Consider the following 14,889-nt stretch of genomic DNA (forward strand, 5'->3'; position numbering starts at 1 on the left):
AGAGCTGCGATTTATCGCGGCTCTTTTTTTGTTTAAAAATCATTATTTTTAGATGATGATATCATTTATCCTGCTTCCTGCTTCCTGCTTCCTGCTTCCTGCTTCCTAAGGCTGTTGGCTCAACGAGTTTATCTAGTTGTCTGTGTGCTGCGTGAAACGCTATGAGTCCACTTTCTCACTAATATACGGACGAAGAAAAGACGCCTCGAAGGCGCCTTTGTCATCTAATACCAATTGTCATCTAATACCAATTGGTATAAGTAAGTGGTACTAGGAAAATAGCTTATCTTCCAGGGTTCTGCCTTTTAACAGGGCTTTATATTTCCAGCCATGTTGAGCAAATAGGGTGAAAAGCTGGATTTCAATATCCTGAATCTCATTGATTGCGTAGTGAATTAGAAATTCATTATCCTGTTTAGGTATGACAGAGTTTACACCTATGATCTTTTCGACCTCTTTAATGAGCGTGTCACTATCACTAGACTGCATTGAAATCGTGATGTATTCATCAAGCAAATTTTCCTGCATAGAAACAGATTGACCCAATTCACCTTGATCTAAATAGAGTACCTGATCACAGAGCTTTTCGAGTTCATCTAAGTTATGAGAGCTGATCACGAAGGTAATATCTGCTGATAACGATTTGACCAATTCTCTGACCACCTTAGCATTTGCTGGATCTAAACCTGCAGTGGGTTCGTCGAGCAATACCAGAGAAGGTGAGCCAATCAAGGCTTGCGCAATTGAAGCTCGCTTGCTCATACCATGGCTTAATGCTGTGGGCTTTTGTTCTGTGACATCACTTAGACCAACCAAAGACAGTACACGCTCACCTTCTGATTTCGCCTGTGCTTTTGAAAGTCCCTGCAAAGTGCCAAATAAGATAAATTGTGTCATTAAGCTTAGATTAGGATCCAGTGTGGCATCTTGTGGTAGTGATGACACCTTACCCAGTAACTTCCTGCTACCAGGTGTCTCGCCCATGATAGTGACACTACCATTACTTGGCAGTAAATAACCACATAACAAGCTAAACAAGGTTGTCTTACCTGCGCCATTGGGGCCGACTAAGGCGATAGGAGCCCCAGCTTTTAGTGTCAGAGATACATTGTTTAACGCTAGCTTGCTGCCATAAGATTTACTGAGATTTGTGCACTGAATAAGGCTCATAGTGAACTCCTTGTCATATAACTTCTGCCAAGGAAAAGTAATACCGCAGCCTGAATGAGTGGAATAGGGGCGTACATTAGACTTGAGAGACCTTGAGTATTTATCATTGTACTGAGTTGCGCACCTGGCAATACCCACTGTAATAGCTCGCCGATAGCCGGAAACTGGCTATTTATAATGGCTAAGAATATGGCGCTTACCGCCCAGAGCAATATGGCGTAGATAGTCGCTTGCCTTGCTGAACTGGCATATAAAGAGAGTAGGGCCATGAGCGCAGTATAGGGGAGTAAGATAATCAATAGATTAATAAAGACCATTAATCCGGAACCTAATGCAGGCATGAGTAAGCCTGTATCGCGGGACAGGGCTAAGACAATACTGGCTATAATGGTCAGTGATAGCAACAAAGATTGGATCATCATATGACCGATTAATCGGCCAAAGAATAAACTGTCCCTACCGGTTCTTAAGGTCAAAAATCGGAAGGTTCCTCTTTGTTTGTCTGAAGCAAACTGATCGGCAGAGACAAAGATGCTAAACATAGGGAAAATATACAGCGCCGCAACCCAAAATATTGCCATCTCCGCGACCTGCCATTGGAAGAGCTTATCAACAGATGACTCACCAAAAACACTCGTAATAAGTTGCCTGAACTCTTGGCTTAATAGGATATCTGATGCACCTCTAATGGGGTAAAGTAAGATCAGTAACCACACCAGTGCAAAAGCGGTAAGCGCGATAAGTCCTTTCGGATTAAATAACAGTTTTTTTAATTCAAATTTGGCAATAATGAGCGTGTTACGCACAAAGCCATTGTTTAAGTTCGCTTCCAAAATCATCCCTTAATGGTTAACAAAAATATGTGTTGTCAGGTTTCCAAAATCATACATGAATGGATAACAAAAATATGTGTTGTCAGGTTTCCAAAATCATACATGAATGGATAACAAAAATATGTGTTGCCAGGTTTCCAAAATCATACATGAATGGTTAGCAAAAAATATGTGTTGTCAGGTTTCCAAAATCATACATGAACGGCAGAACAAGTATTGTTAATACTGACATATCAATTAATTGAGTAAATCGTGTAGTGCCTCTTTTAATTGGGCAACTTCTTGCTCAAGCTTGGTCACTCGAGCGGTTAAATCTTGATTTTCTTGTTGAGTTACATTGCTAGCAACAAGAGGTATCGACACTGGTGCAGAGCTTGTTTCATGGGCCTGATCTGAAAATAATCCGATAAAACGAGAATCCCTTCTTCCTGGCTCCCTGGCAAGCTGTTTTACAAGAGGGGGCTCAGCTTGAGCTAAAGAAGCTAATGTCTTGTCGACCTCACTTACATCAGCGAACGGATATAAGCGGCCACTTCTGCTCTTTAGTTCGCCAGGTGTCTGTGGGCCTCGAAGCAGCAATAAACATATTACAGCGAATTGGGCTTTACTAAACTGAAGATCGCTAAATTCAGTATTACAAAATCTATGTTTATATTTAATGACTCTGGAACCAAAGCCTGATTGGTCTGTGACAAACCTGAGTTTCATTAAAGAATCTATGGCTATTTGAGTGTCAGACTCAGACATAGCGAGTACTGGCTCTCGGCTCGATTTCTGATTACAAGCCAAGGTGAGTGAGTTAAGCGACAATGGATATTGTTCCGGTGTGGTGACTTCTTTTTCAAGAAGACAACCAATAATTCTTGCTTCGTGGAGTGATAGGTTCATGGTATTTTACTCATAAAAAAAAGCATGACTTTGTTATAACAGAGTCATGCTTTTAATCAAAGAGTCAAACTATAGGTTATCTACTTAATGCATGATAACTAGTCAACAATCTATAATCTTGAGGAAAAATACTAATCCTCTACGATTCTAATTCCATCAGTATCTATGGTGATCTGTTTACTCTTGTAGAGTCCACCTATGCTCTTTTTAAAGGCTTTCTTGCTCATAGACAGCTTGGCATAAATGGTATCAGCGTCAGTTTTATCATTTAAAGGTAAGAAGCCATTAGCTTGCTTTAGCTTAAACATGATAGTCGTAGAATGTTTATCAAACTCTTGCTGGATGCCTTGTTGTAAGATCAGATCAATCTTATCATCACTGCGAACCTGCTTAATAAACCCTTTGACCTTCTGACCGAAACTTAAGGTACGAAATACTTCGTTTTTGTAGATAACACCCCAGTGACTGTGATTGATTATGGCTTTATAGCCTAAATCAGTCGTACCGCCGATGATAAGGTTGACCGCTTCATCCTTATCGTAAGGTGGTGGTATTCTGTCGAGGAACTTATCCACTTTTGATGAAGCTACGATCCGCTCATCGACATTGCTGGTATAGATGTAAACGAGGTATGAACGACCCTCTTCAATTTCTCTGTGTTGCTCACCGAAGGGTAACAGTAGATCTTTGTCTAGTCCCCAATCTAAAAAGGCACCATAAGGCCCTGTCGCAACAGCCTGGAGATAGGCAAATTGCCCCACTTGAGCCAATGGCTTCTTAGTGGTCGCAATCACGACATCTTCAGAGTCGAGATAGAGAAACACGTCGACCTGATCGCCGATATTGCACTCTTTAGGTGCCACTTTTCTCGGTAGTAATACTTGACCAAGCTCTTGTGCATTGAGATAAACACCGAAGTCGACTAACTTTACGACTTCAAGGGTGCAGGTTTTGCCTATTTGTATCATGTGACTCTCTGTTTCTAACTGTTGCAGAATATCTTCTTCGATTGAGGATTATAGTGGAAAAAGCGTTAACAATCTTTAAGTGATTTTAATCTCTTAGGACATTTTATTGAAAAAATTAGCAACGGGTCTATAAATTACCAATAGCATGTTAATCTTGTCTGGATTTTAGGGCCGTATTAATTATATCTTAATGTGACAATTAACTTGCAAAAGTCACTATTGGGGTGTTTAATTGCGCCCCATTTTTTATGACCTTGTAGTGGCATTTATGTCCGATACAAAGATGATGACACTTAGGTTAGAGTGGCTTTGTGGTGACTTCCATGTTGCCCAACGGTTATAGATAACAAAGGCGAATATGTGCCTTTGTTTTTAGATTTCTTTTATAGGTAGCGAAGTTATGAGTGATTGGTCTATTAATGATGCCCGCACAGGGTATAACGTTAATTACTGGAGTCAGGGACTCTATGGGATAAGTGATGCTGGAGAAGTGACAGTTTCTCCGGATCAATCTAACCCACAATTTAGTATAGGTTTAAATGAATTAGCGAAAGGCATGGTCAAATCAGGAGTTGCTTTACCTGTGCTGATCAGATTTCCGCAGATTTTACACCATAGAGTCAATAGTCTCTGTCATGCGTTTAATCAGGCGATTCAAAAATACCAATATGAATCTGACTATCTGCTGGTATATCCAATCAAAGTGAATCAGCAGCAAACCGTAGTCGAAGAGATCCTCGCAAGCCAGAAATCTAAAGAGGTTCCTCAATTAGGACTCGAAGCAGGCAGTAAACCTGAGTTAATGGCTGTATTAGCTATGGCTCAAAAAGCCAGTTCTGTCATTATCTGTAACGGTTATAAGGATGTTGAATATATCCGGTTGGCACTGATAGGAGAGAAATTAGGTCACAAGGTTTATATCGTACTCGAGAAACTGTCTGAGCTTAAAACCATACTCCAAGAAGCTAAAAATCTAGGCGTAACCCCTAGACTAGGTTTACGTGTACGTCTGGCATTTCAAGGGAAAGGTAAGTGGCAGGCCAGTGGTGGTGAGAAATCTAAATTTGGTCTATCAGCAGCTCAAGTGCTGACGGTTATAGATTCACTTAAAAATGATGATATGTTGGATTCGTTGCAGTTATTGCATTTCCATCTAGGTTCGCAAATTGCCAATATCAGGGATATTCGTCAAGGAGTCAGCGAAGCTGGCCGTTTCTATTGTGAACTGCAAAAACTTGGTACCAATGTAAAATGTTTTGACGTTGGCGGCGGATTAGCAGTCGATTATGATGGTACCCGCAGTCAAAGCAGTAATTCAATGAATTATGGTTTAACTGAGTATGCCAACAATATTGTGAGTGTATTAACTGATATTTGTAATGAATATGAGCAGCCTATGCCGCGGATCATATCTGAATCTGGACGATATTTAACGGCTCATCATGCCGTGCTAATCTCTGATGTGATAGGTACGGAAACCTATAAGGCCGAAGTTATTCAAGCTCCCGATGAAGCTGCACCGCAACTGTTACATAATATGTGGCAATCTTGGGTAGAGGTGAGTGGTCGTGCAGATCAACGCGCTTTGATTGAAATTTATCATGACTGTCAAAGCGACCTCACTGAGGTGCATTCTCTGTTTGCTTTAGGTCAGTTATCTCTTTCAGAGCGTGCATGGGCTGAGCAAGTAAACCTTCGAGTCTGTCATGAACTACAAGGTGTAATGAGCAGTAAATATCGTTTTCATCGTCCTATTATCGATGAACTCAACGAAAAGTTAGCCGATAAGTTTTTTGTTAACTTCTCTCTGTTCCAATCTTTGCCTGATGCTTGGGGAATCGATCAGGTGTTTCCTGTGATGCCACTATCAGGACTCGACAAGGCCCCTGAACGTCGCGCCGTAATATTGGATATCACTTGTGATTCAGATGGCACTATCGATCAGTATGTTGACGGACAGGGCATTGAAACGACGTTGCCTGTACCAACCTGGAGTGCTGAAAGCCCTTATTTGATCGGTTTCTTCCTTGTGGGTGCTTATCAGGAAATATTAGGCGACATGCATAATCTATTTGGTGACACTAACTCGGCAGTGGTTAGAGTTGATGAGAATGGACTGACAAATATAGAGTCCGTGCTGGCTGGCGACACTGTGGCGGATGTGCTTAGGTATGTGAATTTAGATGCCGTTTCATTTATGCGAACCTATGAAGAGCTAGTTAACATGCACATTGAAGAATCTGAGCGGGCAAATATTTTAGAAGAATTGCAGCTTGGATTAAAAGGGTATACCTATTTAGAAGACTTTACTTAATCAGTTGATTATCTATATTTTTTTAAGGTTTTATCTCTGTAATTGATGAGCCGAAAAGGCTTAGTCACAACATGCTGTTAGTAAATAGGGTAGTAGTATATGGTGTTTGAAGGTTCTGAGAAGATTATCGAATTGGGTATGAAATCAGGCTCTTCTTCACTCAGGCTTTTGCCCTATGACTTTTGGCAGAGCTTAGTTGCCAGTGCGGGTGCAGAAATTATATCCCATATCGGTAATGATGATTGCGATGCTTATTTATTAAGTGAGTCCAGCTTATTTGTCTGGAAAGACCGGATTAGAATGCTAACCTGTGGCTCGACTCAGCTACCAAACGCATTAGTACTGTTTATTGATAAGTTGGGTATAGAGGCTATAGAATATTCGACTTACCAGAGAAAAAATGAGTATCAATTGCAGATTGAAACTCGGAGCTTTCAGCAAGATTTGGATCAGATAAAGCAATCGATCGCAGGTAAAGGTTATCGTATAGGGCATCTTGATAGCCATCATCATTATCTATTTATTTCTGAAACTAATGAATCGTTTAGGCCGCTGGCGACCACTGAATTTCTTATGTATCACTTAACAGGTGCATTGGCGGGGTATTTTCGCTCAGCAAAGCAAACCAAAGATGAGATAAGAGCTGCGTTGGCACTCAGTCAATTGTTTAACGGTTTTGAATTCGATGATCATCTTTTTAGTCCATTTGGGTATTCACTTAATGGCCTAAAAGGGGATAAGTATTTAACTATTCATATTACCCCTCAAGAGCAAAGCTCTTATTGTAGTATTGAAACTAATTTAGATCATAATGTGTTAACTGCTGATTTGTTACATCAATTTGTTAAAAAGCTAAAACCTGAGCGATGTGACTTAATTACTTTTGGTAGCCCACTATTAGAGACAGAGTGGGCTAATGACATGAGTATACATTCTTGCTCAATTACTACAGAACATGGCTACGATGTGCACTTTAAGCATATTCATCAGCAGCATGATCTTCCTTTTACGGAAATTTTATAATCGTTAGAGATGTCGGAGAGCATATGACCACCATGACAGATAAGCCAGATTATTCTTTGTATTCCAATGCATTTGGCTATTTGAGACAGCCTTTAGATTTCAACCCTATTGCATCAGATGCTGATGTAGTCGTGTTAGGCTTACCTTTTGATATGGCGACTACTGGCCGCTCTGGTGGCCGAATGGGACCGGGAGCGATAAGACAAGCATCGATTAACTTGGCTTGGGAAGAGACTCGTTGGCCATGGGATTTCAAATTGTGTGACACATTAAAAATTGTCGATGCTGGCGATCTCGTTTACGACTGTGGCGATTCTGCTGATTTCACTCAAAGAGTCGAAGACTTTGCTACAGCTATTCTTGATGCGGGCAAAGCTATGCTCAGTTTTGGTGGGGATCACTTTGTGACTCTCCCCCTGTTAAGAGCGCACTATAAAAAGCACGGCAAGATGGCCTTGCTTCACTTTGATGCTCATACAGACACTTACAGTCAGGGCAGCAAGTACGATCATGGCACTATGTTTTTTCATGCCCCCAAAGAAGGTATTATTTCGACCGAACACTCGATTCAGGTAGGGATTAGAACTGAGTATGATCGCGAAACACATGAGTTTCAGGTGATCGATGCCGCGACTGCCAATGATATGAAGGCTGAAGATATTGTTGCACAAATTAAAGCCCGAGTTGGCGATATGCCCTTGTACGTGACATTCGATATCGATTGTTTAGACCCAGCCTTCGCTCCTGGCACAGGAACGCCAGTTTGTGGCGGTTTAACCAGTGATAAAGCAATGAAAATATTGCGCGGCCTTCGTGGAATGAATATCGTCGGCATGGATGTGGTTGAAGTTGCACCAGCCTATGATTCTGCTGAGATCACAGCGCTCGCAGGTGCGACATTAGGCCTCGAAATGCTGCATTTATGGGCCGATAAAAACAAATTAACGAATAACTAACTAGAATAGAAGTTGAGCGAGTAGGAACGTATAAATGTCAAAACTGAGTGATATCAGGCGCGAGTATACCTTAGGCGGACTTCATAGAGATGAGCTTCCTGAAGACCCTATGGTGTTATTTTCTAAGTGGATGGAACAAGCCCGTGACAGTGAGCAGTTAAGTGATCCAACGGCCATGTCTGTTGCTACTGTTGATGCCGACGGACAGCCATTTCAAAGAATCGTACTCTTGAAGCGATTTGATACCAATGGCTTTGTATTTTTTACTAATTTAGAAAGCAGGAAATCACAGCACATCGCTGTAAACTCCAAAGTGAGTCTGTTGTTTCCTTGGCACTCTTTAGAGCGGCAAGTCGCCATTACTGGTGAAGCTCAAAGTTTGTCGACAGCAGAAGTCATGAAATATTTTATCACTCGACCAAAAGAGAGCCAGATAGCGGCTTGGGTTTCTAAGCAGTCGAGTAAGATATCCGCAAGACAAGCATTAGAGAGCAAGTATGCTGAGATGAAGGCTAAATTCAGTAAAGGAGAGGTGCCATTACCTAAGTTTTGGGGCGGCTATGTGGTAAAGCCTACAAGTATAGAGTTCTGGCAAGGTGGCGAACGTCGCTTACACGATCGATTTATTTACTCAAAAGAGCAAGGTAATTGGGATATTGATCGCTTAGCACCTTAAAATATGAGTCCTGTATGGGTGAAATCTGACTTGCAGATTTCGCCTTTTTTAATGAACTATCGCCTACCTGTTACTGTCATTTTTAATTATCAGCTTCACTCCTATTAAGCACCCATAAACTATTTTTGAATATAGTTTCAGTCAAAAACCATTTATTTATCAGCATTTACTTATGTACATTCATATATATACTGTTATTAGCTAATTTTTTTCTGAATGTGTAAATACCATCAAAAAGGAGTGTGTATGAATAAGCTAATAATAGGGATGTTACTGTGTGCTATTGGGGCGACAGCATCAGCCACTCCCTGGATTGTAGACAGTAAAAATTCGAATGTGAATTTTATCTCTACTAAAAAAGTGAATGTTGCAGAAGTACATAGTTTCAACAGCTTTTCTGGAAAGATGGATGATAGCGGCAAATTTATACTGACCATTGAGCTGGCTAGCGTGTGGACGAATATAGAGATCCGAGATACTCGAATGAAGGAGCTGTTGTTCGAAGTGGGCATGTATCCTACGCTGTCTTTAAGTTCAAGTATCGATCTTGCTAAGGTCGCGGCTATCCCTATTGGCGGTACAAGTGTCATGGATGTATCCGCAGAGTTAGAAATGCATGGTACAAAACAAACTATGCCAATCACAGTGACTGTGGCGAAACTTTCCGAGAAGCAACTTTTGGTTGTCAGTACACAAGCTATTATTGTTAATGCTGCAAATTTTGGCTTGTCGGCAGGTATTGAAAAATTAAGAGAAATTGCTGGATTGACTTCTATCAGTCAGTCAGTACCTGTCACTTTCGTACTAAACTTGAGCCAGTAAACACTTTTGTACTTTTGATTTAGCCTTGATGATAAATTAGTTTAATAATCCTATAATTTCTATAGACTGGACAGAGAGCATGGTATCTACCATGCTCTAATTGATTAGGTGATTAGGGTTAAAAATGGTTACAGATAAAGACGGTTATATGCATCTCATTCAGTATCTCACTGAACATTTGGGTCTGTTTGAGTCGAAAGATGCTGTTTCGATTGTAGATGATACTGTGATGGAGCTATTTGAAGAGCAGTTATCGGCGCAGATTATCATGGTATGTGGTCAAAACCCTTCACTGAGCTTCGCCCAGAGAAATACAGTGATCCGTGAAATCGATGCCATCGTCTATGATCTGGAAGAGATTCTAGCTAATGTAGCCAATCGAAACGCAACGCCAGCACAAACTCTGTTTATTACCGAATTTTCAAGTTTAATAAAAAATCTATTCGATCAAGAAATCGCTAAAATGATCGATGCTTAGTCTTTTTGTAAGCAAGAATAAGTATTGATCACTTACATGTTAATCATTAGATATCGCAATTAATGATTTTTATATTTAGTTACAGTCTTTTACATCTCTAATCTTGTGGTCAAATCATTCCACGCCTAATGTTTAAAAGAGTCAAACATTAGGATATTAATTTGAACACATTAACTCGCTCATTGCATCATCAGCACATTGCAGCCTATTTGGGCCTGTTCATGTTCTGGTGGGCAATCCATATCTTCAGCATCAACGCTTTAGACTTAGGCTGGGGTTTTTTTCCATTAGTTGTGTCACTTCCATTTGTACCGTTTATACTTGTTTGGCTAGGGGTACAATTTACTCGGCATTATAAATGCTTTAGAGCCGGTACTCATTTGGGAAAAAATTTAATTCATTGTTTGTGTATTTTTTGCTTATTCAGCCTGTTTGTTTTTCATTTTATTTATTGATTTTTCTTGGTCGATGCAAGGAGCGCATTATGCTAGAAATATTGGATGGCTTTAATCACGATACTGTAGCAATAAAGGCCTCGGGGGTGGTAACAGGCGATGACTATGATAATCGTCTACTGCCTGCCATTGAAGGGAGATTAAAAGATCATGCTTCAATCAAGCTTTGGTATGAATTTGATGATGGTTTCAAAGGTATCTCAGTTGAGACACTCTGGGATGATGCTATGTTAGGCTTTTTTCATTTGACTGATTTTTCCAGAGTTGTCATCATTACTGACAGTGAGTGGATAACGACTATGGCTAAAGCTATGTCGTATATGATCCCTTGCCCAGTAAAAATTTTTGATAAAGCTGATAGTCACTTAGCTGAAGAGTGGATTGCGGCTAATAGCGGCTAATCACTGCGTAGAGTGTATGAAAGTTCAGTGACTAATGGTTAGAAAACAGTAGGTCGGCTCTTGAGTCGGCCTTTTTTCAGCGTTAATAAATTATTCGGAGTTAGTAAACATAATGCTCAAGAAATTAAGTCTATGTATCTTGTTACTCTCAACATCAGTGGTTGCACAAGACAAAGCGATGATAGGGCCTACAGCAGTAATGTCTGTGGCAGATACCCAATTATCTTATGAAGCAAGAATGGATACTGGCGCTGTTAATACTTCATTACATGCATTCGATCTCGAAGTTGAGGGCGGAAGTGCCTCAAATATGAAAGATAATATAGGTAAGACACTCCATTTCACCACTGAGAATGGTTCAGGCGAACGTCAAAGGCTTTCAGCTCCAATTGTTAAGACATCGACAGTAAGTAACTCTCAAGGTCGAGAAACTCGTTACATGGTTAATCTGGATATTGGCTTTCATGGTGCTGAACGTAGCGTCATGGTCAACTTGCGTGATCGAAGCCATATGGATTACAAGTTACTGATTGGACGAAACTGGTTGAAGGGAAAGTATATCGTTGATGTATCTGAAAAAAAATTGATCGGGCCGGTAGCAACAATCAGTATTCTGGAGACCGGACTGATGTTTAAAACCCGCATTGATACAGGGGCTGTAGAGAACTCACTTCATGCCGTTGATTTAAAGGTTGAAGCTGGTGTCGATGATATGGAGAAAAATGTCGGCAAGATGCTGACCTTTATGACTGAAAATGAAAAAGGCGTTGCTCATAAAGTAAAGGCTAGAATAGTAGAAACCTCTTTGATCCGTAATGCTCAAGGGAGTGAGATTCGCTATATGGTTGAACTGAACATTGGTGAGCCAGGTTCAGAGTATAAGGTTAAAGTTAACCTTAGAGATCGTAGTAGAATGAGCTACAAACTGCTGATCGGTCGTAACTGGTTACAGGGTCACTACCTGGTTGATGTTGACCGCTAATTTGTGTTCACTCTCTTAGAGGGCGATCTCCTCTAAGAGTGCTGTGATCTACGAGCCAGATTATCAAATACTATTTCAAAGGCATCGCATCAATCTAACTGGGTGCATTAGTATCTTCAGACAGATGCATTACACATTTTACCTCGGTATATTGCCCGGCTTCAGAGGTAACAGTTAACTCACCGTTAAACTCCATTCTCAGCCATAAAGCGAGTTCAGCTAATGAACCCTCATTGTTACTTTGGATATTTTGATTCAGTTCATCTAGTTGTAGCGGACTGAGGCCCACGCCATTATCTTTAATAACAATCTGTAGTGATTGCTCATATTTAACTACTGTTATTTCTAACTTATTCGCACTCTGTTTGTCATTAGCCATGGCCGCTTGACCAAAAGCATGCTCGATAGTATTAAGCAATAACTTGTAGAGGAGTATCAAAAGTGTCCAAGGTGAGATTTGAAGTGTCATCTGATCTGGACAGTTGAGCTGACACTGTATCTGATGTTCATCTAACTGGGGCTCTACAACTGCTAATAGGTGCTCTATAAATTGTTTGATATGCACAGATCTAATCTGTTCGCTTTGTGGAACGACTAGATACAATAAGTGGCGTAGTTTATCTGTTTGCTGGGTGATAAGTTGTGTTAACTCTTGCTCAAGTTTTGCTTGATTCAGTGCGCCTTTACTGCGTAGTTTAGTGAAGATGAGCTCATGTTCTACGAGTTGTTGCCTTAACAGCTCGGCGATTAATTGAGGCATTAGTCTTTGGTTATGAATACCAATATCTTGCAGTCGACGTGACTGCTCTTTGTGCTTGTCGATACTGATGCTCGATTGTTCTACTTTATCTAATGTCATCTGCAGGTGTTGTATCTGCATCTCTCTATGGATCAGTTGATTACTGAGCTCTTCCCCGCGTAGAGTCAATTTTTCATTAATATCTTTGATACTGCTGACATCAAAAGCCATCGCGCCTAAAGCGATAATTTGGCCTTCCTGATCTTGAATGGGATACTTAGTGATAAGGTAAGTGATCTCTCCTTGATTAGTTGGGATCGGTTGCTCAAAACTCTGGGGGGATTCATTATTGATAACGATCCTATCATGGCTAGCGATAATCTCGGCAATGTGTGAAGGGAATAAATCTCTGTCTTTAGCGCCTATGATTTTATCTCTTTCTATACCCAGAACTTCACAAAACTTATCATTAACTAAACTGTAGAAACCCTCAGTGTTTTTGATACAGATAAGATTTTGTGATGCATTTAATAAATCATTGAGTTGATCTTTATGGGCTTTTAACTGTTCTTGAGCATGCTTTTGCATTTCGAGCTGTTGCTCAAGGGCCAAGTTACTGGCATCTAGGCTGGCGTAAGCTATTTCAAGCTGTTGATTTCTAGAGGTAAATGCTTTGGCTAATTGACCTATTTCATCTTGTCGTTGATTGGCCGATAGCTCAAGCTTTGCGATATTTCCTTGCTGGAGTGATTGCACCATACTTGAGATAGGCTTAATGAAAAGTCGATGTTGAAATATGAAGAGAATAACGAGTGCAATCAATTGACTTAAGAGCAGGAAGATACCTATCTTAGCTGCAATGGCATGTTCTTGGTTACCGACCTCACCGAGTGGAGTCACTAAGATTATTTTCCAGTATGTTCTGGGCATGTGAAACACAGACACTAAAACAGGCTGTTTAAGTAGGGGATCATTGTTTAATACAAAGCTGGAGGTGCGTTCTGAGTTAGGTGACATACCTTGGGCATTCGCGTTGATTAATGCTGACAGCCTAGCGCGTTTAGATGGGTCTACCGTTTGTAATAGTGCTTCTAATTGTGTTTTGTCATAATTTTTGCCTTGATCTGTTTTGGCAATAAACAGCGCATCAATTTTCTCAATCTCTTTTTGCAGTGAGATGTAGGCTGGCTGCTCTTGGGTAAAATGGCTAAAAGGATGACTTAAATAAGGTGATGGCTTACCTGTGTCCAGTTCGTCAAATTCAGCAGGGTGAGCTAAAAGATTATTATTGCCATCAAGTGCAAATAAATAGCCTTGATGTAGCGCTAATTTCTCAAAAAATGCTTTAAGTGAGGAGAGGGCTAAATCAATCGTAGACACGCCAATAAACTCATGCTTTAACCACATAGGGACAGAGGCCGTTATCAAGGTTTCATCGGTATATGGGTCAATATATGCGTCAGACCAATAAGTGGTACCTTTAGGGTAAAAACGGGTAGGTTTATACCAGAGTTCAGAGTGGTAACCTGAACCATTGGTATTGTTATAGCCATTGATGAGTTCAAATTTATTGTGTTTATCTCGAGCCCAGAAGTAACTGTTTCTATGCTTTGTCGCGTCAAAGGCGCCGGGTTCAGGCCATATACCGCCACCCTCTATCAGAAATTGTTGTCCATCAGTATTGAGAAGAGCCGGCACTATTTTTTTTAGCTGATCAGACGATCCTGCATATGTTGAACCCATCGATCCCAAGGACGCAGCTAACGCTTCTATTTTTGATGTCGTTTGTTGAAGCTGAGCAACAATCGTTAAGCCTAAGTTTTGGCTTAAAGAAAGTTGAGTTTCCTGATGGTGTTTTTTTTCAATGGATAAAATCAGCCAGATACTTGATGTAATGATCAGCCCAGCAATACAAAACTGTACGATAGAAAATTTAAATGGCAGGCTGCTTAACCAGTGGGTGTGAAAAGAGGGTAGGCCATCGGATCCATTTTTTACCATTTGGGCACACTTCCTTTTGCTCACATACCAATAGGTATCAGGTCAGAGATAACCTCTACCATAGATGAAAATGACAAAGGTTTAAACTCAGTCGATGTTGAGGCTTAACTTATGGTGGATAATTTTGTAGAACAAAGCCCACTTTTTACGATGGGCTGGTTGGCGGAACCGTTAGAGTGAAAC

The 14,889-nt window shown here is 40.6% G+C and carries 13 protein-coding genes; 8 read left to right on the top strand and 5 right to left on the bottom strand.

What is annotated here, in order from left to right; genetic code table 11:
• Window positions 1-270 precede the first annotated feature (270 nt).
• The 4 genes from FM038_RS10150 to FM038_RS10165 form a co-directional block, all read right to left on the bottom strand.
• A complete protein-coding gene (locus FM038_RS10150; RefSeq protein WP_142870785.1) occupies window positions 271-1,170 on the bottom strand; it encodes an ABC transporter ATP-binding protein in 900 nt (299 codons plus the stop codon).
• The gene (locus FM038_RS10155; RefSeq protein ID WP_195873244.1) at window positions 1,167-2,009 is read right to left on the bottom strand and encodes an ABC transporter permease; all 843 of its coding nucleotides are present in this window, start codon (window positions 2,007-2,009) and stop codon (window positions 1,167-1,169) included. Before FM038_RS10155 ends, FM038_RS10150 begins: the two co-directional genes overlap by 4 nt.
• A gap of 231 nt (window positions 2,010-2,240) precedes the next feature.
• Window positions 2,241-2,891, bottom strand: a complete 651-nt coding sequence (locus tag FM038_RS10160; RefSeq protein WP_142870784.1) for a YceH family protein — start codon at window positions 2,889-2,891, stop codon at window positions 2,241-2,243.
• Window positions 2,892-3,022: 131 nt separating this feature from the next.
• Window positions 3,023-3,859 carry a CvfB family protein gene (locus FM038_RS10165; protein WP_142870783.1) on the bottom strand — a complete coding sequence of 279 codons (837 nt, stop codon included), beginning with the start codon at window positions 3,857-3,859 and terminating at the stop codon, window positions 3,023-3,025.
• A 400-nt stretch (window positions 3,860-4,259) separates the two neighbouring features.
• Here FM038_RS10165 and speA point away from each other — a divergent pair, with 400 nt between their 5' ends.
• The 8 genes from speA (at window position 4,260) to FM038_RS10205 (ending at window position 11,966) form a co-directional block, all read left to right on the top strand.
• On the top strand, window positions 4,260-6,173 hold the full coding sequence (gene speA, locus FM038_RS10170) for a biosynthetic arginine decarboxylase (protein WP_142870782.1): 1,914 nt from the start codon (window positions 4,260-4,262) through the stop codon (window positions 6,171-6,173).
• Between the two features lie 99 nt (window positions 6,174-6,272).
• The gene (locus FM038_RS10175) at window positions 6,273-7,196 is read left to right on the top strand and encodes an adenosylmethionine decarboxylase (protein WP_142870781.1); all 924 of its coding nucleotides are present in this window, start codon (window positions 6,273-6,275) and stop codon (window positions 7,194-7,196) included.
• Between the two features lie 23 nt (window positions 7,197-7,219).
• Entirely contained in the window at window positions 7,220-8,152 is a 933-nt protein-coding gene (speB, locus tag FM038_RS10180) for an agmatinase (protein ID WP_195873245.1), read from the top strand.
• Between the two features lie 34 nt (window positions 8,153-8,186).
• Window positions 8,187-8,828, top strand: coding sequence for a pyridoxamine 5'-phosphate oxidase (gene pdxH, locus FM038_RS10185; RefSeq protein WP_142870780.1), 642 nt, complete (start codon window positions 8,187-8,189; stop codon window positions 8,826-8,828).
• 246 nt (window positions 8,829-9,074) lie between these two features.
• Window positions 9,075-9,650: a YceI family protein gene (locus tag FM038_RS10190; RefSeq protein WP_142870779.1), complete on the top strand. Its 576-nt coding sequence runs from the start codon at window positions 9,075-9,077 to the stop codon at window positions 9,648-9,650.
• A 124-nt stretch (window positions 9,651-9,774) separates the two neighbouring features.
• Entirely contained in the window at window positions 9,775-10,128 is a 354-nt protein-coding gene (locus FM038_RS10195; protein WP_142870778.1) for a DUF3802 family protein, read from the top strand.
• 484 nt (window positions 10,129-10,612) lie between these two features.
• Window positions 10,613-10,984 carry a SpoIIAA family protein gene (locus tag FM038_RS10200; RefSeq protein WP_142870777.1) on the top strand — a complete coding sequence of 124 codons (372 nt, stop codon included), beginning with the start codon at window positions 10,613-10,615 and terminating at the stop codon, window positions 10,982-10,984.
• Window positions 10,985-11,096: 112 nt separating this feature from the next.
• Window positions 11,097-11,966, top strand: a complete 870-nt coding sequence (locus FM038_RS10205) for a putative ATP-dependent zinc protease (RefSeq protein ID WP_142870776.1) — start codon at window positions 11,097-11,099, stop codon at window positions 11,964-11,966.
• Window positions 11,967-12,060: 94 nt separating this feature from the next.
• On the opposite strand, the gene FM038_RS10210 is transcribed toward FM038_RS10205, so the two are convergent.
• Window positions 12,061-14,706, bottom strand: a complete 2,646-nt coding sequence (locus FM038_RS10210) for a PAS domain-containing protein (protein WP_195873246.1) — start codon at window positions 14,704-14,706, stop codon at window positions 12,061-12,063.
• Window positions 14,707-14,889: the final 183 nt, after the last annotated feature.

Origin of the sequence: Shewanella eurypsychrophilus, assembly GCF_007004545.3 — a bacterium.
GTDB classification, from domain to species: Bacteria; Pseudomonadota; Gammaproteobacteria; order Enterobacterales; family Shewanellaceae; genus Shewanella; species Shewanella eurypsychrophilus.